Annotated in this window: 18 protein-coding genes; 5 read left to right on the plus strand and 13 right to left on the minus strand. The window is 54.3% G+C overall.

What is annotated here, in order from left to right; translation table 11 throughout:
* Positions 1-11: 11 nt before the first annotated feature.
* From ACWIUF_RS05485 to ACWIUF_RS05505, 5 genes are all read right to left on the minus strand, one after another.
* Positions 12-3587, minus strand: coding sequence for a WD40 domain-containing protein (locus tag ACWIUF_RS05485; protein ID WP_448571277.1), 3576 nt, complete (start codon positions 3585-3587; stop codon positions 12-14).
* Positions 3588-4125: 538 nt separating this feature from the next.
* The gene (locus ACWIUF_RS05490; protein WP_448571278.1) at positions 4126-4536 is read right to left on the minus strand and encodes an EamA family transporter; all 411 of its coding nucleotides are present in this window, start codon (positions 4534-4536) and stop codon (positions 4126-4128) included.
* A 249-nt stretch (positions 4537-4785) separates the two neighbouring features.
* Positions 4786-5772 carry a 50S ribosomal protein L11 methyltransferase gene (locus ACWIUF_RS05495; protein ID WP_448571279.1) on the minus strand — a complete coding sequence of 329 codons (987 nt, stop codon included), beginning with the start codon at positions 5770-5772 and terminating at the stop codon, positions 4786-4788.
* 421 nt (positions 5773-6193) lie between these two features.
* Positions 6194-7555 carry an AAA-like domain-containing protein gene (locus ACWIUF_RS05500; protein ID WP_448571281.1) on the minus strand — a complete coding sequence of 454 codons (1362 nt, stop codon included), beginning with the start codon at positions 7553-7555 and terminating at the stop codon, positions 6194-6196.
* A gap of 287 nt (positions 7556-7842) precedes the next feature.
* Positions 7843-8676 (minus strand): Rpn family recombination-promoting nuclease/putative transposase, encoded by an 834-nt coding sequence (locus ACWIUF_RS05505; RefSeq protein WP_448571283.1) that lies wholly within the window; start codon positions 8674-8676, stop codon positions 7843-7845.
* Positions 8677-8748: 72 nt separating this feature from the next.
* Between ACWIUF_RS05505 and ACWIUF_RS05510 the strand changes: the two genes are divergently transcribed.
* The 3 genes from ACWIUF_RS05510 (at position 8749) to ACWIUF_RS05520 (ending at position 9217) form a co-directional block, all read left to right on the plus strand.
* Positions 8749-8874: a hypothetical protein gene (locus ACWIUF_RS05510; protein WP_448571284.1), complete on the plus strand. Its 126-nt coding sequence runs from the start codon at positions 8749-8751 to the stop codon at positions 8872-8874.
* A gap of 12 nt (positions 8875-8886) precedes the next feature.
* On the plus strand, positions 8887-8967 hold the full coding sequence (locus tag ACWIUF_RS05515; protein ID WP_448571299.1) for a DUF4351 domain-containing protein: 81 nt from the start codon (positions 8887-8889) through the stop codon (positions 8965-8967).
* 166 nt (positions 8968-9133) lie between these two features.
* Positions 9134-9217, plus strand: a complete 84-nt coding sequence (locus ACWIUF_RS05520; protein ID WP_448571300.1) for a hypothetical protein — start codon at positions 9134-9136, stop codon at positions 9215-9217.
* A gap of 28 nt (positions 9218-9245) precedes the next feature.
* Here ACWIUF_RS05520 and purE read toward each other — a convergent pair whose 3' ends face one another.
* The 4 genes from purE to ACWIUF_RS05540 form a co-directional block, all read right to left on the minus strand.
* A complete protein-coding gene (purE, locus tag ACWIUF_RS05525) occupies positions 9246-9794 on the minus strand; it encodes a 5-(carboxyamino)imidazole ribonucleotide mutase (protein WP_448571286.1) in 549 nt (182 codons plus the stop codon).
* 84 nt (positions 9795-9878) lie between these two features.
* The gene (locus ACWIUF_RS05530; protein ID WP_448571288.1) at positions 9879-10664 is read right to left on the minus strand and encodes a carbonic anhydrase; all 786 of its coding nucleotides are present in this window, start codon (positions 10662-10664) and stop codon (positions 9879-9881) included.
* Between the two features lie 18 nt (positions 10665-10682).
* The gene (locus tag ACWIUF_RS05535) at positions 10683-12290 is read right to left on the minus strand and encodes an adenylate/guanylate cyclase domain-containing protein (RefSeq protein ID WP_448571289.1); all 1608 of its coding nucleotides are present in this window, start codon (positions 12288-12290) and stop codon (positions 10683-10685) included.
* A 257-nt stretch (positions 12291-12547) separates the two neighbouring features.
* Positions 12548-13018, minus strand: coding sequence for a hypothetical protein (locus tag ACWIUF_RS05540; protein ID WP_448571291.1), 471 nt, complete (start codon positions 13016-13018; stop codon positions 12548-12550).
* Positions 13019-13292: 274 nt separating this feature from the next.
* Between ACWIUF_RS05540 and hetZ the strand changes: the two genes are divergently transcribed.
* Both hetZ and ACWIUF_RS05550 read left to right on the plus strand, forming a co-directional pair.
* Positions 13293-14435, plus strand: coding sequence for a heterocyst differentiation protein HetZ (gene hetZ, locus ACWIUF_RS05545; RefSeq protein WP_448571292.1), 1143 nt, complete (start codon positions 13293-13295; stop codon positions 14433-14435).
* A gap of 292 nt (positions 14436-14727) precedes the next feature.
* Positions 14728-15531 (plus strand): PatU, encoded by an 804-nt coding sequence (locus ACWIUF_RS05550; protein ID WP_448571294.1) that lies wholly within the window; start codon positions 14728-14730, stop codon positions 15529-15531.
* Positions 15532-15601: 70 nt separating this feature from the next.
* Here the strand turns inward: ACWIUF_RS05550 and ACWIUF_RS05555 are convergent, their stop codons facing one another.
* From ACWIUF_RS05555 to ACWIUF_RS05570, 4 genes are all read right to left on the minus strand, one after another.
* Complete coding sequence (locus ACWIUF_RS05555) at positions 15602-16525, minus strand: DMT family transporter (RefSeq protein ID WP_448571295.1); 924 nt, start codon at positions 16523-16525, stop codon at positions 15602-15604.
* A gap of 137 nt (positions 16526-16662) precedes the next feature.
* Complete coding sequence (locus ACWIUF_RS05560) at positions 16663-17598, minus strand: glutaminase (protein ID WP_448571296.1); 936 nt, start codon at positions 17596-17598, stop codon at positions 16663-16665.
* Complete coding sequence (locus ACWIUF_RS05565) at positions 17582-18370, minus strand: cobyrinic acid a,c-diamide synthase (RefSeq protein ID WP_448571297.1); 789 nt, start codon at positions 18368-18370, stop codon at positions 17582-17584. Before ACWIUF_RS05565 ends, ACWIUF_RS05560 begins: the two co-directional genes overlap by 17 nt.
* Before the next feature lie 256 nt (positions 18371-18626).
* A partial coding sequence (locus ACWIUF_RS05570; protein ID WP_448571298.1) for a diflavin flavoprotein occupies positions 18627-20432 on the minus strand: 1806 nt, incomplete at its 5' end.

Below are 20432 nucleotides of genomic sequence, written 5' to 3' on the forward strand. Positions count from 1 at the left end.
GCCAGCCAGCCCTAATGCGTCAGTGGCGCAACCCCCTGGCACACATCCCGCTTTGCCGCAACCGCCGGGTGGGTTTTGAGGTAATCATGCACCCAGGCACAGCCAATGTGTTCAATGCGATCGCGATCGATCAATGACTGCCAGCGCCAAAGGCGAACCGTCTTATCCCAGGCACCCGATGCCAATAGGATACCCTGTGGATCAAAGACGATCGACGAAATCACACTCTCATGGGCAGGGATATCAGCCATTAACTGACCGTCTAATCGCCAGACTTTAATCGTGCCGTCTCTGCCGACAGCAGCAAGTAGTTGGCTATTTGGCGCAAAATCAACCGCATACACTTTGCTGGTATGCCCTGACACCGTGCGCATCAGTTGGCCATCCCTAACACGCCACAGCTTCACCGTCGCATCTTCTCCAGCCGTAGCCACCCATTGCCCATCGGGGCTAAACGCAACGCCCCACACAATTCCCTGATGACCGGACAACGTCTTAATTAACTGCCCACTGTGATACCAAAGTTTAGCCGTGCCATCCTGGCTGGATGAGACTAATTTTTGGCCATCGGGGCTAAACCGCACTTGCGTAATGCCATTGGTATGTCCCGCCAACGTCCTGACTAAACGACCATCCAAGCGCCGGAGTTGAACTTCTTTTTTGCGCTCCAAAGTACTAGCTGCCAGCAATTGCCCATCAGGACTAAAGTCCAACGTACTTAATTCCGTATAGGGAATCTCCGAATCGGGAATCTCCGAATCGGCATCGGCCTGCGTATTCGGACTGAGTAGCGAGAATTGCCCTAGAACCGTGCCATCCCGTTGCCAAATGAAGACTTTACTCTTGGCATCACTGGATGCTAGGCGCTGGCCATCGGGATGAAAGGCCACAGTATGGACCGGCCCAGCATGGGCAGTGAATGTGGTCAGGAGTTGTCCCTCCCGATTCCACAATTTGACCGTATGATCCCAACCCGGAGACGCGAGATATTGCCCCTTCGGATCGAAGCGAATCCGGACAATTCGCTCTTGATGTCCCCTCAAAGTGGTAACCACCGGATGCTGCAACCGCCAGAGCTTGACTAATTTGTCCGCACCTGCCGAAGCCAGCCATTGGCCATCGGGGCTAAAGGTAGACCGGTAAACGGTCTCCCCGTGTTTCAAGGTCTGGAGTAAGTCGCCATTGCGGTTCCACACCTTGAGCGTTTTATCATCACTGCTGGTGACAATCTGTTGTCCGTCGGGACTAAACCTGAGGTTCCAAGCATTACCCTCATGGGCTGCAATTGTTTTGAGCAACTGCCCCGCTGTATCCCAAAACTTCATGATGCCTTGCATATCTATGGATGCCAACATTTGGCCATCGGGGCTAAAGCTGACAGCATTGACGCGATCGCGATGCCCGGTCAACGTCGTGATTAACTCACCCGTTAACCTCCAGAGCTTAAGGGTATTATCCTGACTAGATGAGGCAAGACGTTGGCCATCGGGGCTAAAGGCAACGCCCCAAACGATATCCTGATGTCCCTTCAGACTGCGGATATGACGACCATCAGAACTACGCAAAAGTTCAACGGTATGCTCCTCACTGGAAACGGCAATCCAGCGCCCATCGGGACTAAAGGCAAGGGTGAATAAAAACGGATCAGTTGAACCTGGGTCGGCATCCCAGACCCACACCAATCGTCCATTCTGATCCCAGAGTTGCACCTCACCTATCTTGGTCGATACGGCTAGAAATTGACCGTTCGGACTAAAGGCGACATCCACCAAAGTTTTAGCAATATTGAAGGTTTGGAGTAGGGTACCGTCTAGCGCCCAGAGTTTGAGAACACCATCATCGCCAACCGTTGCAAGGCGTTGCCCATCGGGACTAAACGCCACACTGAAGACAAAACCTTGGTGGCCTGCAAGATGATTGGCCTCAACGGCTCCATAAATTGCCGTTTGCAAGATGGTCTCAAGCTGACTACGGGTGGGGGTGTCTATATTGCCCAGTCGTCGTAATTGCTGTTTCGCTCGCAGGGCTTCGAGCAGGGAGGCGAGTTGCTGATCCGAAACATGCAGAGCTTCGGTACTACGGGTCAGGGCTTGAATTTCGCGGATTCTGGCGGCGTTGTACTGGTGATAGGCAAACAAGCCCAAGCTGGTGGTGACGGTCAGGGCCACTGCTGCGATCGCTAACAACCCGCGTTGGAGCCGCGAGGCTTTACGTTCCTGCACAAAACGAGCTTCGGCCTCGCGGGTACGGGCTGCCTCTAGGGCCTGCTGCTGTTCCCGTTGCTCCAGAGCATGGGAGGCGGCTAAATAGTGGTAATCCTGGTCATCCAGGCGTTTGCCCTCGGCCCATTGTTCAGCTTCACGTAACGCTTGACCTTGCAACAGACGGGAACTGTCCTGCCGCTCAGACTGGAGCCATTGCCGCAGATTGACGCCATAGGGCCGCAAGGCATTAAGCTGTTGCTCCACCCAATCAGCATTAAACACCTCGGCATAGATGGGGTTACGCACCTGCAACCAGCCCTGCTCTTTGACAACCAAACCAGACAGCAGCAGTTCCTCCTGTTCAGTACTGTTATTGATCGCAATTGTGCCGGGGGGATGCGTCAAAACTTGGCGATAGAGGCCCAACAACCGTCCGGCCCGCTGTTGGTCATAGAGCAATCGGTTGGCGATCGTGCGCAAATGCTCCGGTTCATCCTGAAGTTCCCAGTTTTGAATCAGCCGCGATCGCACCAGGTTCTCTAACCAGGTTGCCGTCGCTTCTGGGGTGAGCGCGATCGTCCCCTCCATGCCGTGCTCACACACCAACTGACACAATTTTTGAGTTAAAAAGGGTTGCCCCCCGGTCCAAGTCAAAATGTGGCGCAACATGAGTTCCGGGTGGGGAACGCGCCCCTGCAATCCCGGCAACAGCGGCAACACCTCCGAAATCCGAAACCCCTGAAGGTCGATCGCCCGTCCCAGATTAAAGGGCGTCCGGCTTTTGTCGGCAATCAGATCACTGGGGGTCGCCACTCCCAACAGGGCAAAGGTTAACCGCTGGTAGATCGGTTGATCGGTGCGTTGGTTGTAGCAAGACCGGATCAGAGCAAAAAAATCATCACTGGGAAACTCGAGTCCCAAGACGCTATCCACTTCATCAATAAAAATGACGATGGGCTGCGTGATCTCCACCAGGAGTACTGTAGTCAAAAAGTCTTCCAGCCGCTTCACAGGCGACAAATGCCCGCGATCGCGCCACCACTGCCGCAGATTCACCGCTAGCTGACAACTACTGACTAAGCTCTGCAAGATCGAGGCATACCACTGTTCCGCCGTGATCTGCTGGCTCCCGATCGTGGTCATGTCGATCGTCCCGGAACGTATCCCTGCTGCCCGTAGCTGGGCAATGGTCCGCACCCGTAAGCTGGATTTGCCCATTTGTCGAGCATTCAGGACATAGCAAAGCTCCCCCTGCTGCAAGGCTTGATAGAGATCCACATCCGCCTGCCGTTTGACATAGGTGGGAGCAGTGAGGGGTAAGCTACCGCCTGCTTGGTAGTAGTCGGGTTCCACCGGTGGGAGTGGGGTGGGGATTGGGGCCATGCCGCGATCGCCTTCTATCGAATTGGCCAGTCATCTATTAGCGCGATCGTGGTGACCAGTCCAATCGGGGGTTGGGAGTGAAGGGCATGGGAGACATGAGGCATTGCTACAGGGCGAGAGGACTGGCTAGCAAAGTTGCAGTTTTCGGCATACTGTGTGTTGCAGTATACCACTCCCGCTGGAGATATGGATATATTCAATTACCGCGATAAACAACGATCACACTCCCCCATTAGGACGCGCGATCGGCCTGAAATTGTGCCCCTCCCCCACGGCATTAACTGGTGGCAAACAGGCTACGGGTAAACGTCAAGCAGAATGCTGAACCGGCACATTCTCAACAAGATTTTTGATGCGTTTACCCTGCTAGCCTGACCCTCGACTTCAAAATGGTTAACAAGGATGATGACTACCTTGCATAGGTTATGACTGTCCTGGGCAGAAAATACTCAAAACAGAACCAGCTAATGCAAAGCTCAGCGGCGAAGTATTAGTGGAGTCTGCAAGAGTGCAATGTTTAAGCTCAAAGACATGCGTGCTACACGCTAATTAACAAAACAGAGATTAATGCAAATAAAATCGCAATGTATTGTTTGAGTGTTAATACTTCGTTTAAAAATATGACTGCCAAGACACAACTAATGATTGGATATAATGCAGATAAAGGAGCGATAATAGTTACTGGTCCTGTTGAAGCAGCCTTAAAGAATAAAAATGCTCCGGCGACACCTGAAAAACCGGTTATCAAGGCAAGAATTATTCCCTTAAAATTGATTTCCAAGCCAGAACTAAATAGATAAAATCCAACAATACTAACCATAAAACCACCAAAAGCCTCATAGACGATGGCACTACTTGGAGAAATATATTTGACAACATATTTAGGAGCAAATCCACATATTCCCCAGAATAAAATTACACCTAATGTTGATGGCAGCCAAGTTTGCATAAAAAGCTCTTAATGACGCAAATCACTAAATTACAAGGAGATAAAATAAGAAGCACAATTAAGTTGGCTACAGCACTTCCATACTCGGCGAGGTACAGGCAAGGGGCTTAAGCCCCTTGTTCCCAAGGCTTGACAGTACTTCATTAGAGAGGGAACGGTTGTAGACCATAATTGCTTTCCAATGTAGGAAACAACATTAACTCGTATTTTTTCAACATTGCCGCACAATTACTGCACAGCATTGCTAATTTAAATAACTGCGCTCACTTCGCATATAAAGTTTTTAGTGTCAGTAACTTCCCAAGAAAACACTACTTTATTGTCAACCGAGCTAGAAGTGATTATTAAATTGACATTCAATTCTGCGCCGCATTCCACCGCTAAAGGTTCTGAAAATGGCAAATAGACTTGCTCCCAATGAGTTGAAGATAAAAAGGGTGAGGTACACAACCAAACATTATCCGCCAACTCAGCTGCGAACCATCCAACAAGTCCATATATTAAGCCCTTCGATTTTATTAAAATTTTTGCGCTACCATCAAGATAATCAATAGAATCTCCAACGCAATAATCAATAACTTGAACACTATCAGAATTTAGATCATCAGGCAAAAATGTTTTTACATAGATTTGCTCAACCGCTTTTTTCTTTACATGAGAAAAATCAAAGGTAAAAAACTCGTGATTCCAGGGTTCGATATAGGTTGAAAATATATTTGATGATGTAGTAGTGGCAAGAAACAAACGAATACGACGAGGAACAAAATGCCCTTTTTTGTTCAATAGCGTCTTTGATTCTGCAACAACTTTAACCATGTTTTCATCGAAAGCAAAATGCCCCAAGCATTCACTAACGATAATATCAACATTGCCTGGAAGCATGGGTTTCTTGCCATTTTCTATCGGAATGAGGTCAACATGATCTTCTTTTTGATTTTTCAAAAATGATTCTCGCGATACTTCAATCATGCCATTTGCCGCTTCTGTGGCAAACACTTTTTTAGCCCCTAAACTTGCAGAGATCAGGGAAAGAATACCTGTTCCAGTTCCGATTTCTAGAACAACGGATTCGTTTGGCTTGATTAGTTTCTCCAAAGCCTCACGGAATGCGATGACTCTCACGTCATCTTTCAGCATTGCCAAATGGACACTCGGACTATTGTAGAAAGGGTGCTCTACATTGATTAGTTCCGAAGGCATGACAGCAGGCGCTCTTTGTGAACGTTGAATCGCCATTTTTTATACTCAATAAACTTACCTGGTAGCAACTTTAACGCTATCAAGATTACGGTGTCAAGAACGGCTGAAAGCTTAATTAGTTTTTTACTCGTTGCCATCATGGTCAATCCATTAGAAAAATTAAAAGTCAATAGAAAAAAGTATAGAATTTGCCATGTAAAAGTATGAAATTAGGGCGGTTGATAAGGCTGTTCTCAGATCAAAAATAGGATTTAGTAGGATAAAAATACCTTCAAGGTCTAAAAAGTAGGATTTTAGGCTGCTCCAGATCCTACTTTTCCCAAAAAATCCTACTTTATTCGTAAAAATAGCGGGAAAATTTGGATTGTGTATGATCGCGTAGGATCTTTGGTAGGAAAATGCTAAAAATCGTCAAATTGTAAAGCTATGTAAAGATCGCGGCGATCGTGATCGCGCTTTAGGCAATCGCTTGCAACCAGCGACGATATAACTCCCCCCGGATCACGACTTGACCATCGGTGACTTGAATTAGCCCCAAACGGTGTAACTGAGACAACTCAAGCGGGCGGATATAGGGCGGTGGTTGGGATTGCGAGGCGATCGCCTGCAAGGTCGTGATTAAGGTGGGGGACTGGGCTAGAATCATCGCCTGTCGTTGCAAATGGGAGTGGAAGGGACTCGTGAGTGTCAGGGCATTCTCCACCAAGTCTTCCAGCGTCGTTGCTGCACAGGCCATGTAATACAGTGCTAACCGCACCAGATAGGGATGCCCACTCACCTGGTGCATCAGGAGATCCACCTGCGCTTCCGACCAGTTGAGACCATGCCGCTGAGCCAGGTAGATCACCTGCTCGGTATTAAAGTCTGGTAGCTCGATCGGAATCCCCACATTAAACGGCGATTGGTTAATCTGGAGCGGCACATAGACATCGGTGGAATGTACCAAAATTAACCGCAGCAGTTGCCAGCGGGGATGACTCTTCGCCTCCTCATACCAGGCACGCAGCAGGGCAAAGAAACCATCTGCTGTGGCCGGGTAAGTAAATAGGGTATCCACATCATCCAGGGCAATCACCAAGGGCTGCGCACACTGGGGCAGGAGGTAATTCTCAAAGTAATCCTTGCAACTGGTCTTACTGCCGAAAATATCATCCCAATAGTCAGCTACCTGCAAAGGGAGATTTAATACCTGGGTTACCCGCGCACTGAACCACTGCAAAAAGCGATCGAGATCTTGCAAAATCGCCGCATCCACCAATTGCAGATTCAACGATACGGGCACATACCCCAGGGACTCGACGTGCTTTAACAAGCGCATCAACAACGAGGTTTTGCCCATCTGACGTGGGGCGCGGATGCGCAGTAGGGCACCCGGTTGGGTAATGGCTCGATAACACTGGGTTTCAATCGGGGGGCGATCGCAGTACAAGTCGGACGTTAGCTGAACGGGGCCATCGGGAAATTCAAGGCAAACCGACACATCGGGCTGGGAAGGCGGGGGCATCGCGATTGCCGATCGTAGGGAGGCGGCACGGCGCTCGATCGTGGCCCGAAAGTTTTTCTTGGTGACGGCCTCTTCCAAGTGTGCCGATAAGCTGGCCCACAGGTCTGCTCCCACCGCCTTGATGTGGGCCTCGGACCAGGGGGTATTCTGGGCGATCGTCTCATAGGTCACCGCTAACCATGCCCCCCGCAGAATCGTCGCCTGGAGGGAATTTAAGGGTTTGCCCGTTTTTGCCTGGAGCCAATCATTGACCAGCGCGATCGCAGTTTCAAGATCAACAGTGCGTGGAGTGGAGTCGAGCGGGGATCGGGACATCGAAAACGGCTGGCAAACACTTGGACGTTGAGAAGCCTTGCCTGGGAAGGACTTCTGTGGTTATTTCTGTCGAAATCACGTTAATTTTATACTGTGGCATGTACCTTAGGCTGACTGACGTAGCGCGGGCAAGGTAACCTGTTGAATCCGGTAGCGGCGGTGACCTGGTTTGTAGTATTCATTACCTTTTAGGGCAAGCATCCAACTGTCAACGTGGGCACACCAACCGACTATACGAAAACCTAAAACGTCGCCAAAAAGGTTAACATTGGCCACCCCACGACCATTTATGCATGGTGGTCTAACCAGGCGGTCAACGCCTCTAGCTGCGGGAAATCGAGTAATGCCTCACCCAAGGCTTCCAATTGCTCCACGGGCAGCGATCGAATCCGCGCCTCAAGGGTGGGTTCCAGATCGCCAAAGCGGTGTTTGAGCAGCCGCAGCACCAGCGAGATCTCCCGTTGGAGTCCTTGTTGGAGTCCTTGCTGTACCCCTTTGCTCAGGATGTCTTGATAGATTACTGATTCCTTCACAATCTCCTCCCGTAGGATTTGCTGAATCACTGTTTTCTCTAATACTAAGCCGGCCAGGACGGCAGTCGCAGCCGCAACGTTACCTTGGATGCCGCGATCGGGCAAACGTTCAATGCGTTGGGCAATTCGCCGGAGGGTAGCGGTTTTATCGGGTGTACCGCACAGGATCGCCAATGGCCACAAGCCGGGGAACGGTAACAGGTCATCGGGAGAACATTCCCACAAGCGAATCACCTCAAACTCATGGCGCATTCCCGAAATTGCAAACACGGTTTGGTGGACCCGCTCCGATCGCGTCGGTTTGAGGTAAATCACAATTTGGCGCATGGGCAGCTTGGGATACCGACGGTAGCCGCGTAGGCGATACTCGGCCATGCGATAGGGAATTGGGGCCTCTGGCTGGGTTTGAAATTCGATCTGGAGCAAGAGCTGGTCGGCAGCCAGCAAAATCAGCGCATCAGCCCGCATCGGTTCAACGGACAATTCCGAGGGACTGAGTTGGGTTAAGCCAATGGCATCCCCCAATAACCACTGGGCAAAGTCCTGGGTATAGGTTTCGGCCAGAAATTTGCAAACGTTGTCATACATACCGGAATTTTACCGCTGCGATCGTCCGCCCGGGAAAAAGCGTTTTTTGCTAGTTTTGTGTTAGACAGCGAGATGGGGCGACAAATCATGGGGTGGGATATGGCCGTACTGCGTGAATCGCCCTGGTATCAAGAAATCCTGCGCGAAGGCGAACGCCAGGGCCGACTAGGGGAGAGCCGATCGCTGATCCTCAAATAACTCACCCGCCGGATTGGTAACCTCTCACCAGAAATGACCGCACGAGTGCAGGCATTATCGCTCGAAGAATTGGAGTCATTGGCCGAAGCATGATTGGACTTTACCGAGTTGGCCGATTTGCTGATTTGGCTCGATGCCCAGGGAAAGGACTGAGCAAAGTGTGCTGCCCACTGAACGATCGCTTGAGTCACCCAAGACACCCACCATACATCCAAGGCCGCACGCTCTACAAAGTGGACCCTCGTAGCAGCGATCGCTCATCCTCAAACAACTCACTCGCTGGGTGGGTACCCTGTCGCCCAAAACCACTACCCAGGTAGATGCACTAGCGATCAAGTCATAGGAGGCCTTGGGTGAAGCCTTGCTGGACTTTACCCAGTTGGCGCATTGGCTTGATTAGCGCGATCCGATTGCAAATAGGCCTGGTAGCCCATCTGTTCGAGCCGTTCCTGTTTCGCCATGACCATTGCCGTTAACCCTTGGCGATAGGCGGTCACCTGCGTAAGTAGGGCCGCATCCTGGGTTGCCAAAATTTGTACGGCTAATAACCCCGCATTCTGGGCATTCCCGATCGCCACCGTCGCCACGGGGATTCCCGCCGGCATTTGCACGATCGAATACAGGGAATCCACGCCCTGCAAATGGCGACTCGGTACGGGTACCCCAATGACTGGCAAGGGGGTCAGCGCTGCCACCATGCCCGGCAAATGGGCCGCGCCCCCCGCCCCCGCAATAATCACCTTTAATCCCCGCTGATGGGCCTGTTGCGCATAGGTTACCATCCGTTCCGGCGTCCGATGGGCTGACACGATCGCCACCTCACAGGCCACCCCAAACTCCTCGCAAACCGCGATCGCCGCCTGCATCGTTGGCAGATCCGAATCGCTACCCATAATGATGCCAACCAGGGGGGAACTCATGCTACAACTCCAGGCTTTTTAAAGTTTTGAATTTTGAATTTTGAATGCGGTAACAGACTGGCCTAACCTGCGTCAAAGTCATCGTTAGGGCGATCGCAGTAAAAACCGCTGATTGAGGGCATTAATCGGGCGAGCATTGCCAGGAAATTGCGCCGCGAATTGGCGAATTTGATCCGTGGCCAGGGGCACGGGCTGCTGCAACACAATCCAACTGACCCCCTCCGAACAGGGCGGCGTCGTCAGGGACCCAAAATAACGGTAGGACCCTAGATGGGGCGGTAGCAAATCCTTGGCATTCAGGGTGACCGCTGGCAGAGTTTGCTCCGGGCCAGGGCGATCGGGCATTGCGGCCCAAATGGGCTTCAGGGCCGCATTCTCAGCCCCCGCTGTTAATAACACGCCCAGGACAGCCAGGGCACCGGCCCCATTGCGATGGACAAGGTGGAGTTCCATGTCTGCGGGCTTGCCCTGAACAACATGCTCGCTGGGGTGGTGGAAGTGGAACTGGACTAACTCAAAGACTTGATCCCCGATCGTCAGGGTGCTGCCAGGTTCGTAGTTTACCTGGAGCGTATGGCCATTATTGATGAGCCGCAGGGGGGTTTCCCGATAGTCCAAGCGCAGGGGGGGTAACTGAGCCGCGATCGCCCCATTTAAGTCGATCGGTGATTGGTGTGCACCCAACTGACAAGCTTGATACTCGCTGGACAATTCTCCCCAATGTTCGGGGCCTGCCGCCCCCGTATACCCCCAATGGGCTGCGCCAGACGCTTCCCCCGCAATGGCCCGCGATCGCTGCCCCCAGCCCAATGGCAGGGAACTGCCCGCTAGACCCAGCGCAGCCGCCTTGAGGAGCATTCTACGGTTCATCTACCCAGCCTCCACACTTTAGGGTATTGTGCCATGATTCTCGTGGGCGATACCTTCCAACGCCTCCTGCCCGCCCCGCACCGGGGCCGCCGCCAAGGGATCATCCAACATGGGTTTGGGGGCTAGTAACCAATAGGTCACCATTTCCCCCATGCCCTTGACCAGAATCGTCCCTCGTTCCGCTAGCTCGTAGAACGGCTGTAGCCGTTCATAGGTGGCCGCTGTCACCTGAATGTGATCCGGCAGACCTTGGGACTCCATGCGGCTGGCAATATTGACGGTTTCGCCCCACAGGTCGTAGATGAATTTCTTCTGACCGATCACGCCCGCCACAACTGGCCCAGAATGAATCCCAATCCGCAAGCGATAGGGTTGGCCATCTGCCCGTTGAAACCGTCGAATTTCCTGGCGCATTTCCAAAGCCATCGCCGCGACCGCTTGGGCATGGTGAACATTTGGCTTCGGCAGCCCCCCGACGACCATATAGGCATCCCCGATCGTTTTGATTTTTTCTAGCCCATGCCGTTCCGCTAGCCGATCGCAACAGGAAAAAATTTGGTTCAATTGCTCCACGAGGGCCGTCGGCGAGACCTGGGTCGCCAGCTTTGAGAAATCCACAATATCGGCAAACAGGACCGTCACTTCCGTAAAGCTTTCCGCGATCGTATGCTGACCCTGCTTCAACCGTTCCGCAATCGGCTGGGGGAGTACATTCAGTAACAGGTATTCCGAGCGCAGCCGTTGTTGACGCAACTCCTCCTCCGTTTGACGGCGATCGGTCACATCCCGCACGGTTCCCTCGTAATAGAGCAACTGGCCATTGGCATCCTGCACCGCCCGGACATTTTCCGAAATCCAGAGCCGACTCCCATCCGCCCGATACACCTCAGACTCAAACCCCGCCACCTCACGATAGCGCCGCATATAGGCCAAAAACTCAGCCCAACGATAGGGTTCCACATAAAGCTGCTTGCCAATATCCGTCACACTGGCCATCAGTGCAGCGGGGGAATCATAGCCCAACAGTTGTGCTAGGGCCGGATTCACGCTTAAGTACTGTCCCGTCGGCGTCACCTGGAAAATTCCCTCCACCGCATTTTCCACAATGCTGCGGTATTTCTCCTCCGCCAGACGTAGAGCGGCCTCCGTGCGTTGTAATTCCTCCAGCGCCCGCTCCCGTTCCTGAATCTCCCGCTGGAGTTGGGCATTTTGGCGCTTGAGGGAAGCCTGTAGCCGTCGAATCGTCAATTGATGCTCAATCCGGGCCACCACCTCCTCCATCTGGAGCGGTTTGGTAATGTAATCCGCCCCGCCCACTTCAAACGCCCGGACCTTACTCAGGACCTCCGTCAGGGAACTGACAAAAATCACGGGAATATCAGCGGTATCCGGATCAGCCTTCAAACGTTGGCAGACTTCATAACCATCCATGTGGGGCATACTCACATCCAGCAGGATCAACTCCGGTGGGTCCATCTTGGCACTTCTGAGTGCCATTGCCCCATTGATCGCCCCCCGCACCTCATAGCCGTGTTCGCGCAAAAGGGTGGCGATCCATTGCAGCGTCTGAGGCGTATCATCCACGATCAGGATGGTGCCCTTAGCAGTGGTTGTTGACTCGTTCATGGCCCAATAGGCACCCTGCCTCACGCCGTTAGGTGAATACGGGGGAAGCATTCCCCCTCATGCGCCTGCGCCGATCAGGATTCCCGCTAACTTTCTGATTCTCCCAGGGATGGTTCGCCGACGCGGCGGCACGAACGCGCCCCCTATTGACCACAATAGCCATTACACGTTACCTACCCTCAGGGGATACCCTTACTCTTCTCCGGACAATCTTGCGAAAAAACCGGAGAATTTACTGAGGAGTCACCACTAAATAACTACGCCCAATGGGCAGGCGGACGGGGGCTGAGGGATTGCAGATGCTCCTCCAAAAGGCGGTGTAATTCTTGGCGCTGTACCTCTGTGCCGATTTCCGTATTGCCCGGTGTTTCAAAGAAAACCAGACTATCCACGGTCGCTAACGAAAGCATCTGGAACAGGATATGCACGATCGGCATCGGTAAGGCCATCAGCCGGGGATCTTGCTGGATACCCGTTGCCCGCATCGCATCAGCCAGGGTGGGATAGGCATAGACCACTCGCTTCTCCCGGCCTACCTGGGTGCGATGACTCAGAACGGTCGTCAGCCACTCTTGATCGGCGGATTGAACAATATAGTATTGGAGATGGCGTAGGCGTACCGCTATGACCTTAAGCACTGGACCGATCGCGGCAACGGCCTGGGGGGTGCGATCGTCCTGGGGCGCACCGTCGATCAGGGCTTGAATTTGCTGATCCAGATCATTCATAGGCGGATTAGGGGCATCTTAGACTGTAGATAGCAGGATAGGCCATTGCGTTCATAAGCCATTGTTTATGATCAATGTCTATGCGCAAGGCGTTGGTGGGGGGACGCTACCCTGTCCTAGACACAAGACAACGCCGCTTGTCCATTGGTTTGTCGGGGCTACTGGCAGCCATCGTAATATACTTTGAGGCCGGGTGCCATGATTGGGTGTGTCTGCTGGGTCCCGCGCTGGGGGACCGCTACTGTGAGAAACCAATCATCACGGGTGCGGAGTTGTGGAGCCAATCCTTCAACTACTATTTCAAGAACTCAATCAGTCAACACGGGCAACCCCAGCGACCTGCTGGGCGGTTGCGAATCGCCTTGCCAAGGAAGTCGATCGGATTTGCACCGAAAGTAAACGGATTCAAGCCTCTGGGGAAGTCGAAATTTGGGCCACTACCCTGGCCAAACACCGCCTCCAACAATGTCTGAAGTACTATCGCCTAGGTTCCCGGCAGGGGCGGGTGGAGCTGCACAGTACGCTCAGCGCGGTGATCTATCGCTATATTCGCCCAGCCCAGGGACCCGCTAGCTACCAGGTGCGCTTGATGCTGATCGAGGATTTTTTGCAAAACTTCTACATGGAAGCCCTCAACGCCTTTCGGCGGGAGATGGAGTTGCCCGAAAGCTATCGCCCTGATCAGCTGCTGGAATTGGCGGAGTATATGGCTTTTACCGAGCGGTATGCCAAGCGTCGCATTCCCCTGCCCCGCCAGCGCAACCAACAGTTGATCATCCTGCGGGCACAAACCTTCTCCCAGCAGCAACCCGCCGAAGCCTCGGTGGATATGGAGCAAGCCGCTGAGGGAGGCATCTCGGAGTTCGAGTCAGCTTGGAGTGCGGCCTCAGTCCAACAGGTGCGTGAACAAATGGTGGCCCAGGAACCGGAACCCGCCGAGGATGCCCTACGGCAAACGGTGGTCAATGCCCTGATTAGTTACCTGGAGGAGCGTCAACAAAGTGATTGTGCCGATTATTTTGTGTTGCGGCTTCAGGATCTCTCGGCGAATGAAATTGAGGCGATTTTGAACCTCACCCCGCGCCAACGGGATTACCTACAACAGCGGTTTAAGTACCACCTCATCCGCTTTTCCCTGTCCCACCATTGGGAATTGGTGCATCAGTGGCTAGGGGCGGATCTAGATCATAATCTTGGCTTGACGCCCCAACAATGGCAGAATTTTCAGCAACAGTTGAGTGGACAGCAGCGGGAACTGTTGCAACTGAAACAGCACGGCCTCTCGGAGCGGGCGATCGCCCAAAAACTGGGATGTACGATCGCCCAATTGCAACGCCAGTGGTCAAAACTGTTAGGACAAGCCTGGGAAATTCGTAACCATTTAGTGTCCGGAGCGGGAGCCGCAAGCGATGAATAGGGAGTCAGAAAGCCTAGAAGCTTATTTACGTCATTGGCTCTTGGGGGAAAGAGATTCTCAGGGGCCAAGCGCAGGTTTGCCTGTCCCTACGGAAGCCGTCGGTCAGGAGGACCTGCCAACTACACCTTCTACCTTTCAGGAGCCTGTCGTCTACCCCGAGGTGATGGAGTTGAATACCAACCCCCTCGATCGTGCTGAGTCCTCCAATCAGCGCGGTGCCATTGATTCGGAATTGGAGAGTTACCGCCGATCATCAGGGTATCCACCACTCGTTAAGAGAGGAATACCTGCTGTGCAAGACCGTTTCCAGGCGTTATTGAAGCGCCGTCTCAAACAAGAAATCCTTCGTCATCCTCCCCTGTTCCCTTGGGAAACGCAGGTTATGGACTATGAATCTGACGTTGAGGTTGGCCTTGATAGTCCCAGGGAGCGCCGATTGGCCCATGCGTGGATTGCCCAACTGCGGGATCTGCCCTTGCCCATCCCAATGGGTGAGCCGGTCCTCGCCCAGCTCTTGGAGCAGTGCCAAACGGTGGCCCAGTCTTCCCTACAAACTGGTGCGAAGCTAGTTCGGGCGGTGGAAGACCTGTTCCCTGGTCAGTTCTTAACCCTAAACCAGTTAACGGAACTGGTGTTGATGTCCCCAGCTCGGGGTCCCCAGGCCGTTCTGGGGCAACCGTTACCGGCTAGCTATGAACAGGCAGATCCCCACCAACAGATGCTGCTGTCTCTGCTGGCGGCACGGGAGTTGTTGGCGGCATTAACCCTGGTCTTACCCACCGATCGCCAACCCCTAGCACGGACATGGCAAACGGCGATGGGACCCGTGGAACTCCGGATTACGATGGATACGGAGGCGGAGACCCCCTGCCTGCGGGTACAGACCCAGCTCCCCTGTGGGGGACGGGTGCAACTGACGGGTGAAGCGGGCCAGACGACGGCCCAGCGATCGTTAGCTGGACCTTTGACGGTTGTCTTACAAGCGGTGGGGTTCGATCAACCCTATACGCTCACCCTAGAACTGACGGACGGGTCAGCCGCGACCCCGCCTTCGGCACTCACGTTTACCCTGCGGGCCGATCAGCCCTTGTCCTAACTGGGTTGCCCCGTGGTTGACTGAATAAACGGGCCTGCGAGCAGTGCCCGTTTGTTGTTTGGGGATGATTTCACCCAGCCGGGGGCGATCGCTGTCCCAGGGTCGCGATCACAACACCGGTGAGCAGGACCCCCGCCCCCAGGCGGACCACGGGACCCGGCACCTCCTGGAAAACCATCCAGGCCAGCACACTGGCACCCACGGGTTCCAGCAGTAGGGCCAGGGCAACGATCGTGGGGGAGGTCCAACGCATGGCCCAGTTGCAACTGGTATGGCCAATCACCTGGGATAACAGGGCCATCAGGATAATACAGGCATACACCATTGGTGGTTGGGGCCAATAGGCCGCACCGGCCAAGAGCGGTAAGGGCAGCAGCAGACCGGCAGCCGCCGTGTAGGCGATCGCCCCATAGGCCGTAACCCCTAACCCGCGTCGTTGGGCTTCCCGCCCCAACAGGAAATAGAGACTAGCAGCCCATGCCCCCACTAGGGCCAGGACATCCCCCAACAACGGCTGACTGCCGGCGCCCCCGTGGGCATCCCCTAGGGCAATTAAGAGGCCCCCGCCCAGGGCAATGCCGATCCCAACCAGGGTGCGCTGGGGTGGTCGCTCCTGCCATAGCCACCAGGACAACAGGGCGACCCACACCGGATTGGTGGTTACAATCACCGTCGAGGCCGCGATCGACGTGTAGGCCAAAGACGTAATCCAAGTGGCAAAGTGTAGGGCCAGACAAGTCCCAGCGGCTAGGGCATAGGCGATCGCTTGGGGTTGGCGTTGCCAGCGGGGCAGTTGCCACCAAGCGGGGAGCAGGCAGAGGGCCGCGATCGTCAACCGTGAGGCCGCCAAGACCAGGCTGAAGCCAACTCCCGCGTTGGGGACTGCGGCTAGGGCCATCCGAATAAAAATCGAGGCGGTGGCGATCGCCAACACCCCCGTTAGCAGAATACTGCCCAACTTCCAAACGGATGGGGCCGCAGACGGTGCTGGCATATCGCAGGGGTTCCCAAGGTCAACGTGATACTGTGCCCTCAATTATTCCCTGCCATCGTCGCGGTATGGCTGGTTGAGGGTAACCTCAACAGGATACGTCCTCGGGGACAGCCACCCAGTCCCGTTTTCCCACAGGGCTAGGTCACATCCCGATAGAACACACTGAGGCGTAAGGTCGTGGCCAGTTGGGTAACGAGCCAAAGGCCCGCGATTGAGTTGCCATTGGCATCCAACGGTGGACTGACGCAGGCGATGGCCCCCTGCCCCGGCACAATCGCCAGCAGTACCCCACTCACCCCAGACTTACAAGGCAACCCTACCGTTACCGCAAATCGCCCCGAATATTCATAAAGGCCACAGGTCGCCATCATCGCGTTGACCACCTGACAATGGGTGGGCTCCAGGTCAGAGCGCGGCAGTACCAGTAACATCCCGAGGTGGCTGAAATCTTCGATCGTGCCCGTTAAGCAGCAAATCTGTTCGTAGGTATCCAGGGCACTGGCGGCTGGCTGGGCGAGAAACCCTGCGGCAGCTAAGCAGTCGGCCAACGCCCGGTTACGCGTATTAGGACGCGCTCGCACCGATGCCAACATCTGCCGATCTAAAGACAGATGGCTCCCCGCCTGGTGGTTCAACCAGGCCGCCAAGCCTTGACAACGGGCCGTAGGGGTATCGCCAGGGAGGAGGGCCGCCAGGGCGATCGCCCCGCTATTGAGCATGGGGTTACGGGGAAATCCGCCATCCGCCTGAAGCTGATCAAGGGCATTAAAGGGGCGATCACTAGGGTCCATGCCAACATGGCTGAACACCCTTTCGGTTCCCTGGGTTGCCAATACATACAGGAGTAAAAAGGGTTTAACCACACTCATCAAGGGAAAGGAGTCGGTCCGATCGCCCCGAATCAGGATGGTACGGCGAGTTTGAATCGCGATCGCCAGGGACTCTGGATTCGCTGCCGCCAGGGCTGGAATATAGTTGGGAAGGGTACCCGCTTGGGCGTGCAGTTGGGCGCAGGCTAGCCAAGTGTCGAGCTGGGCCGCCGTGAGGGTATCGAGGCTAGGAGAAGATGCCATCTACTTCAGGCCGGTAGATATAGTCATAGTCAAATACGAGGGAATTGAGGTGGCGCAGGACCGAGAAGCCAAAGGTCGTTACCACATCGCTGGTAAAGGTCGCCATCACTAACTCGATCAACTTTCGCGGTGAAATTTCCGGTTTTTGAATATAATAATCCCGTTTTGCAAAAAACATTTTTTCATCACGCGGCACAATAATCCCATTGATGCGGTGGGCGTGTTGAATCGGTTTAATATAGGTTTGAATAAAAGCTTCCTGATTACGTTGCAGGCGATAGAGTTTTTCCTGCTGTAGCCAACTCATTTGAAAAAGCATTTTCAGTAATTCAAAACCGAGGGCATAGTTCAGGACATTATTTCGCTCCTCGGTGCTAATCACCAAGCGCAGAGCGGATTCGAGATAGAGGGTGGGCTGTCGCTGGGCGTCCTGGGCTGAGTGAATATAAAATTGTCGAATATATTCCCGTAAAACCGATTCCGTAAGTTCCGTGTCGATGTGAAATTCCCGAAGGCATTTGGTCACCTGTTGGCGATAGTCGCGATCGTGTAACATACGCGACACAATCCCATCTGCCGTATAGTCATCTAGGAATTCCGCCTGTACTTCTGGGGGAGCCGCACAGATAAGGTGACAAATGAGCAGCACATAACGCCGATTTTGCCACGGCAGGCTTTCCAGCCAGCGTTTGGCCTCCGGTGGCAGACTGCCCAGAATGCTATCCAAACTATTGCGATGTTCAATCCGGGCCAGTGATTGTAATTCCTGCATATTGGCTCTCTAAAGGAGAAGGAACACCTGACCGACGCGGCTAGCGACGCTCCTAAACGCGGGCGACGGCGGCACTTGGCACCCCTAAGCCACAGGCAGACTGCTACACCCGATCGCCACAATGGACAGGTGCTAATCAGAGTTAACCCAGTTTTACATCAATTCTAACGAGGAACCCCCCAGCAATGCTGGGGGGGATAGCCCTGCTCACGGCACAAATACAATGCCCTGGTTGCGATTACCCATCAATTACCCATCAATAATAACTACCCGACTGCCGGTGGTGAATCGCAGTCATCCCCTCCAGGTCCAGGACTGAGCCTTGCTGCACGATCGCATAGATCAACCAGTGATCACCCACCTCCATCCAGCTTTCCACCTGACATTCCAGGTAGGCAAGTGCTGCATCCAGGATCAAGCAGCCATTGCTGCCGGGATGGTGGTCCAGTTCACCAAAGGGATTCGCACCCGGTACTGGCTCATAGCTAAAGTGCCGCCGGACCGCCCGCCCCTCCTGGAGAAGATTGAGCACAAAGGGGGCCTGGGGACGTAAGAGCGGCTCGGCTTGCTCCGCTGCGATCGCTACCATGATTCCCGGCGGGTTAAAGCTAGCTTGCGAAACCCAGGCTGTCAGCATCCCCCGATGGTGGTCCCCCACCTGGGTGGTCAGGACGCAGAGGGACCCAATCACCCGCCCCATTGCCTGGGCCGTGCGATCGGCAGTTTGGGCCACCGTCACCCCTGGACGGGTTGGCCGCTGCTTTTTCCGTTTGCGTAACCGTTGGGCAAACTCGGCCCCTGCATCCTCACACATTTGCAAGGTCATGGCGGTAGGGCAAAACCGCACGCGAATCGGGTCAAAGCCGAGGGAGAAGTTGGCATCCCGCAGTTTGGTTTCAATCAGATCGATCGCCTCCCCACTCCAGCCATAGGAGCCAAACACCCCGGCCAACTTGGTTTTTGGAGCCGTCGCCAGGATAATGCCCAAGGCTGTTTGGATTTGGACAGGGGCGTGGCCCCCCAAGGTCGGTGAGCCAATGATAAAGCCATCACAGGCAGCAATCACCCGGGCGAGATCATCAGGATCGGTTAATTCACAGTTCACCAATTCAACCGCCGCCTGAGCCTGGATCAACCCTTGGGCGATCGCGCTGGCGATCGTTGCCGTATTGCCATAGGCCGAGGCATAGAGCAGGGCCACCCGCACATCCTGGGTGGTTTGCTGCTGACACCACTGGCGATAGTCAGCCAGCAAGCGACTCAGACTATAGCGCACCACGGGACCGTGGGCCGGGGCATAGCACGTAGCCGGTAGGGCTGCGAATTGGTCGAGGGCGTCAGCAACTTGTTTGGCTTGGGGGGCGTGGAGACAGTCAAAGTAGTAGCGGCGATCGGCCTCCAGTTGCCGCCAGTCCTGATCCCACAGGGCGGCACTACACACATGGGCACCCAGAAACTTATCGGTATAGAGAATTTGGGTTGCCGGGTCGTAGGTACACAGCCCATCGGGCCAACGGGGGGTAGGCACGGTGAGGAATTTGAGCCGGTGGCCCTGACCGAGATCAATCTGGATATCACTGCGCACGGCCAGGAGGCGGGATTCCCAATGAGGGAAAGTGGCTTTGAGGGTATTGGCGGCAGGATGGGAGCAGACGATCGTCGCCTGGGGTGCCCATTCCACCAGGGTTGCCAGTGTGGCCATCCGGTTAGAGTTGACATGGCCCAAGATAATGAAGTCCAGGGTCTTGAGGTCAAGCTGCTGCTGGAGTTCAGCCAGGAAAATCTCGGTGAACGACTCACCAGGCGGGTCCAGAAGGGCCGTGCGTTCGCTTTGAATCAGGTAGGTGTTGGCTGTTGTCCCCTGGCGGCGACCGTACTCGATCTCAAATTTGAGCCGCTCCCACGTGCGCGATCGCAGAACCTGGGTTTGGGGCGCAATTTCAGCCACTTGCACATCGCGGGGCCGTAGGGTGTTGGTGAGGAGGGTTGGGGATAGGGTAGTCATAGTTGGGTTTAGGGGTAGGGAAAGGGAATAGGAGAGAGGAGAGAGGAGAGAGAAGAG

The organism is Trichothermofontia sp., assembly GCF_053493415.1.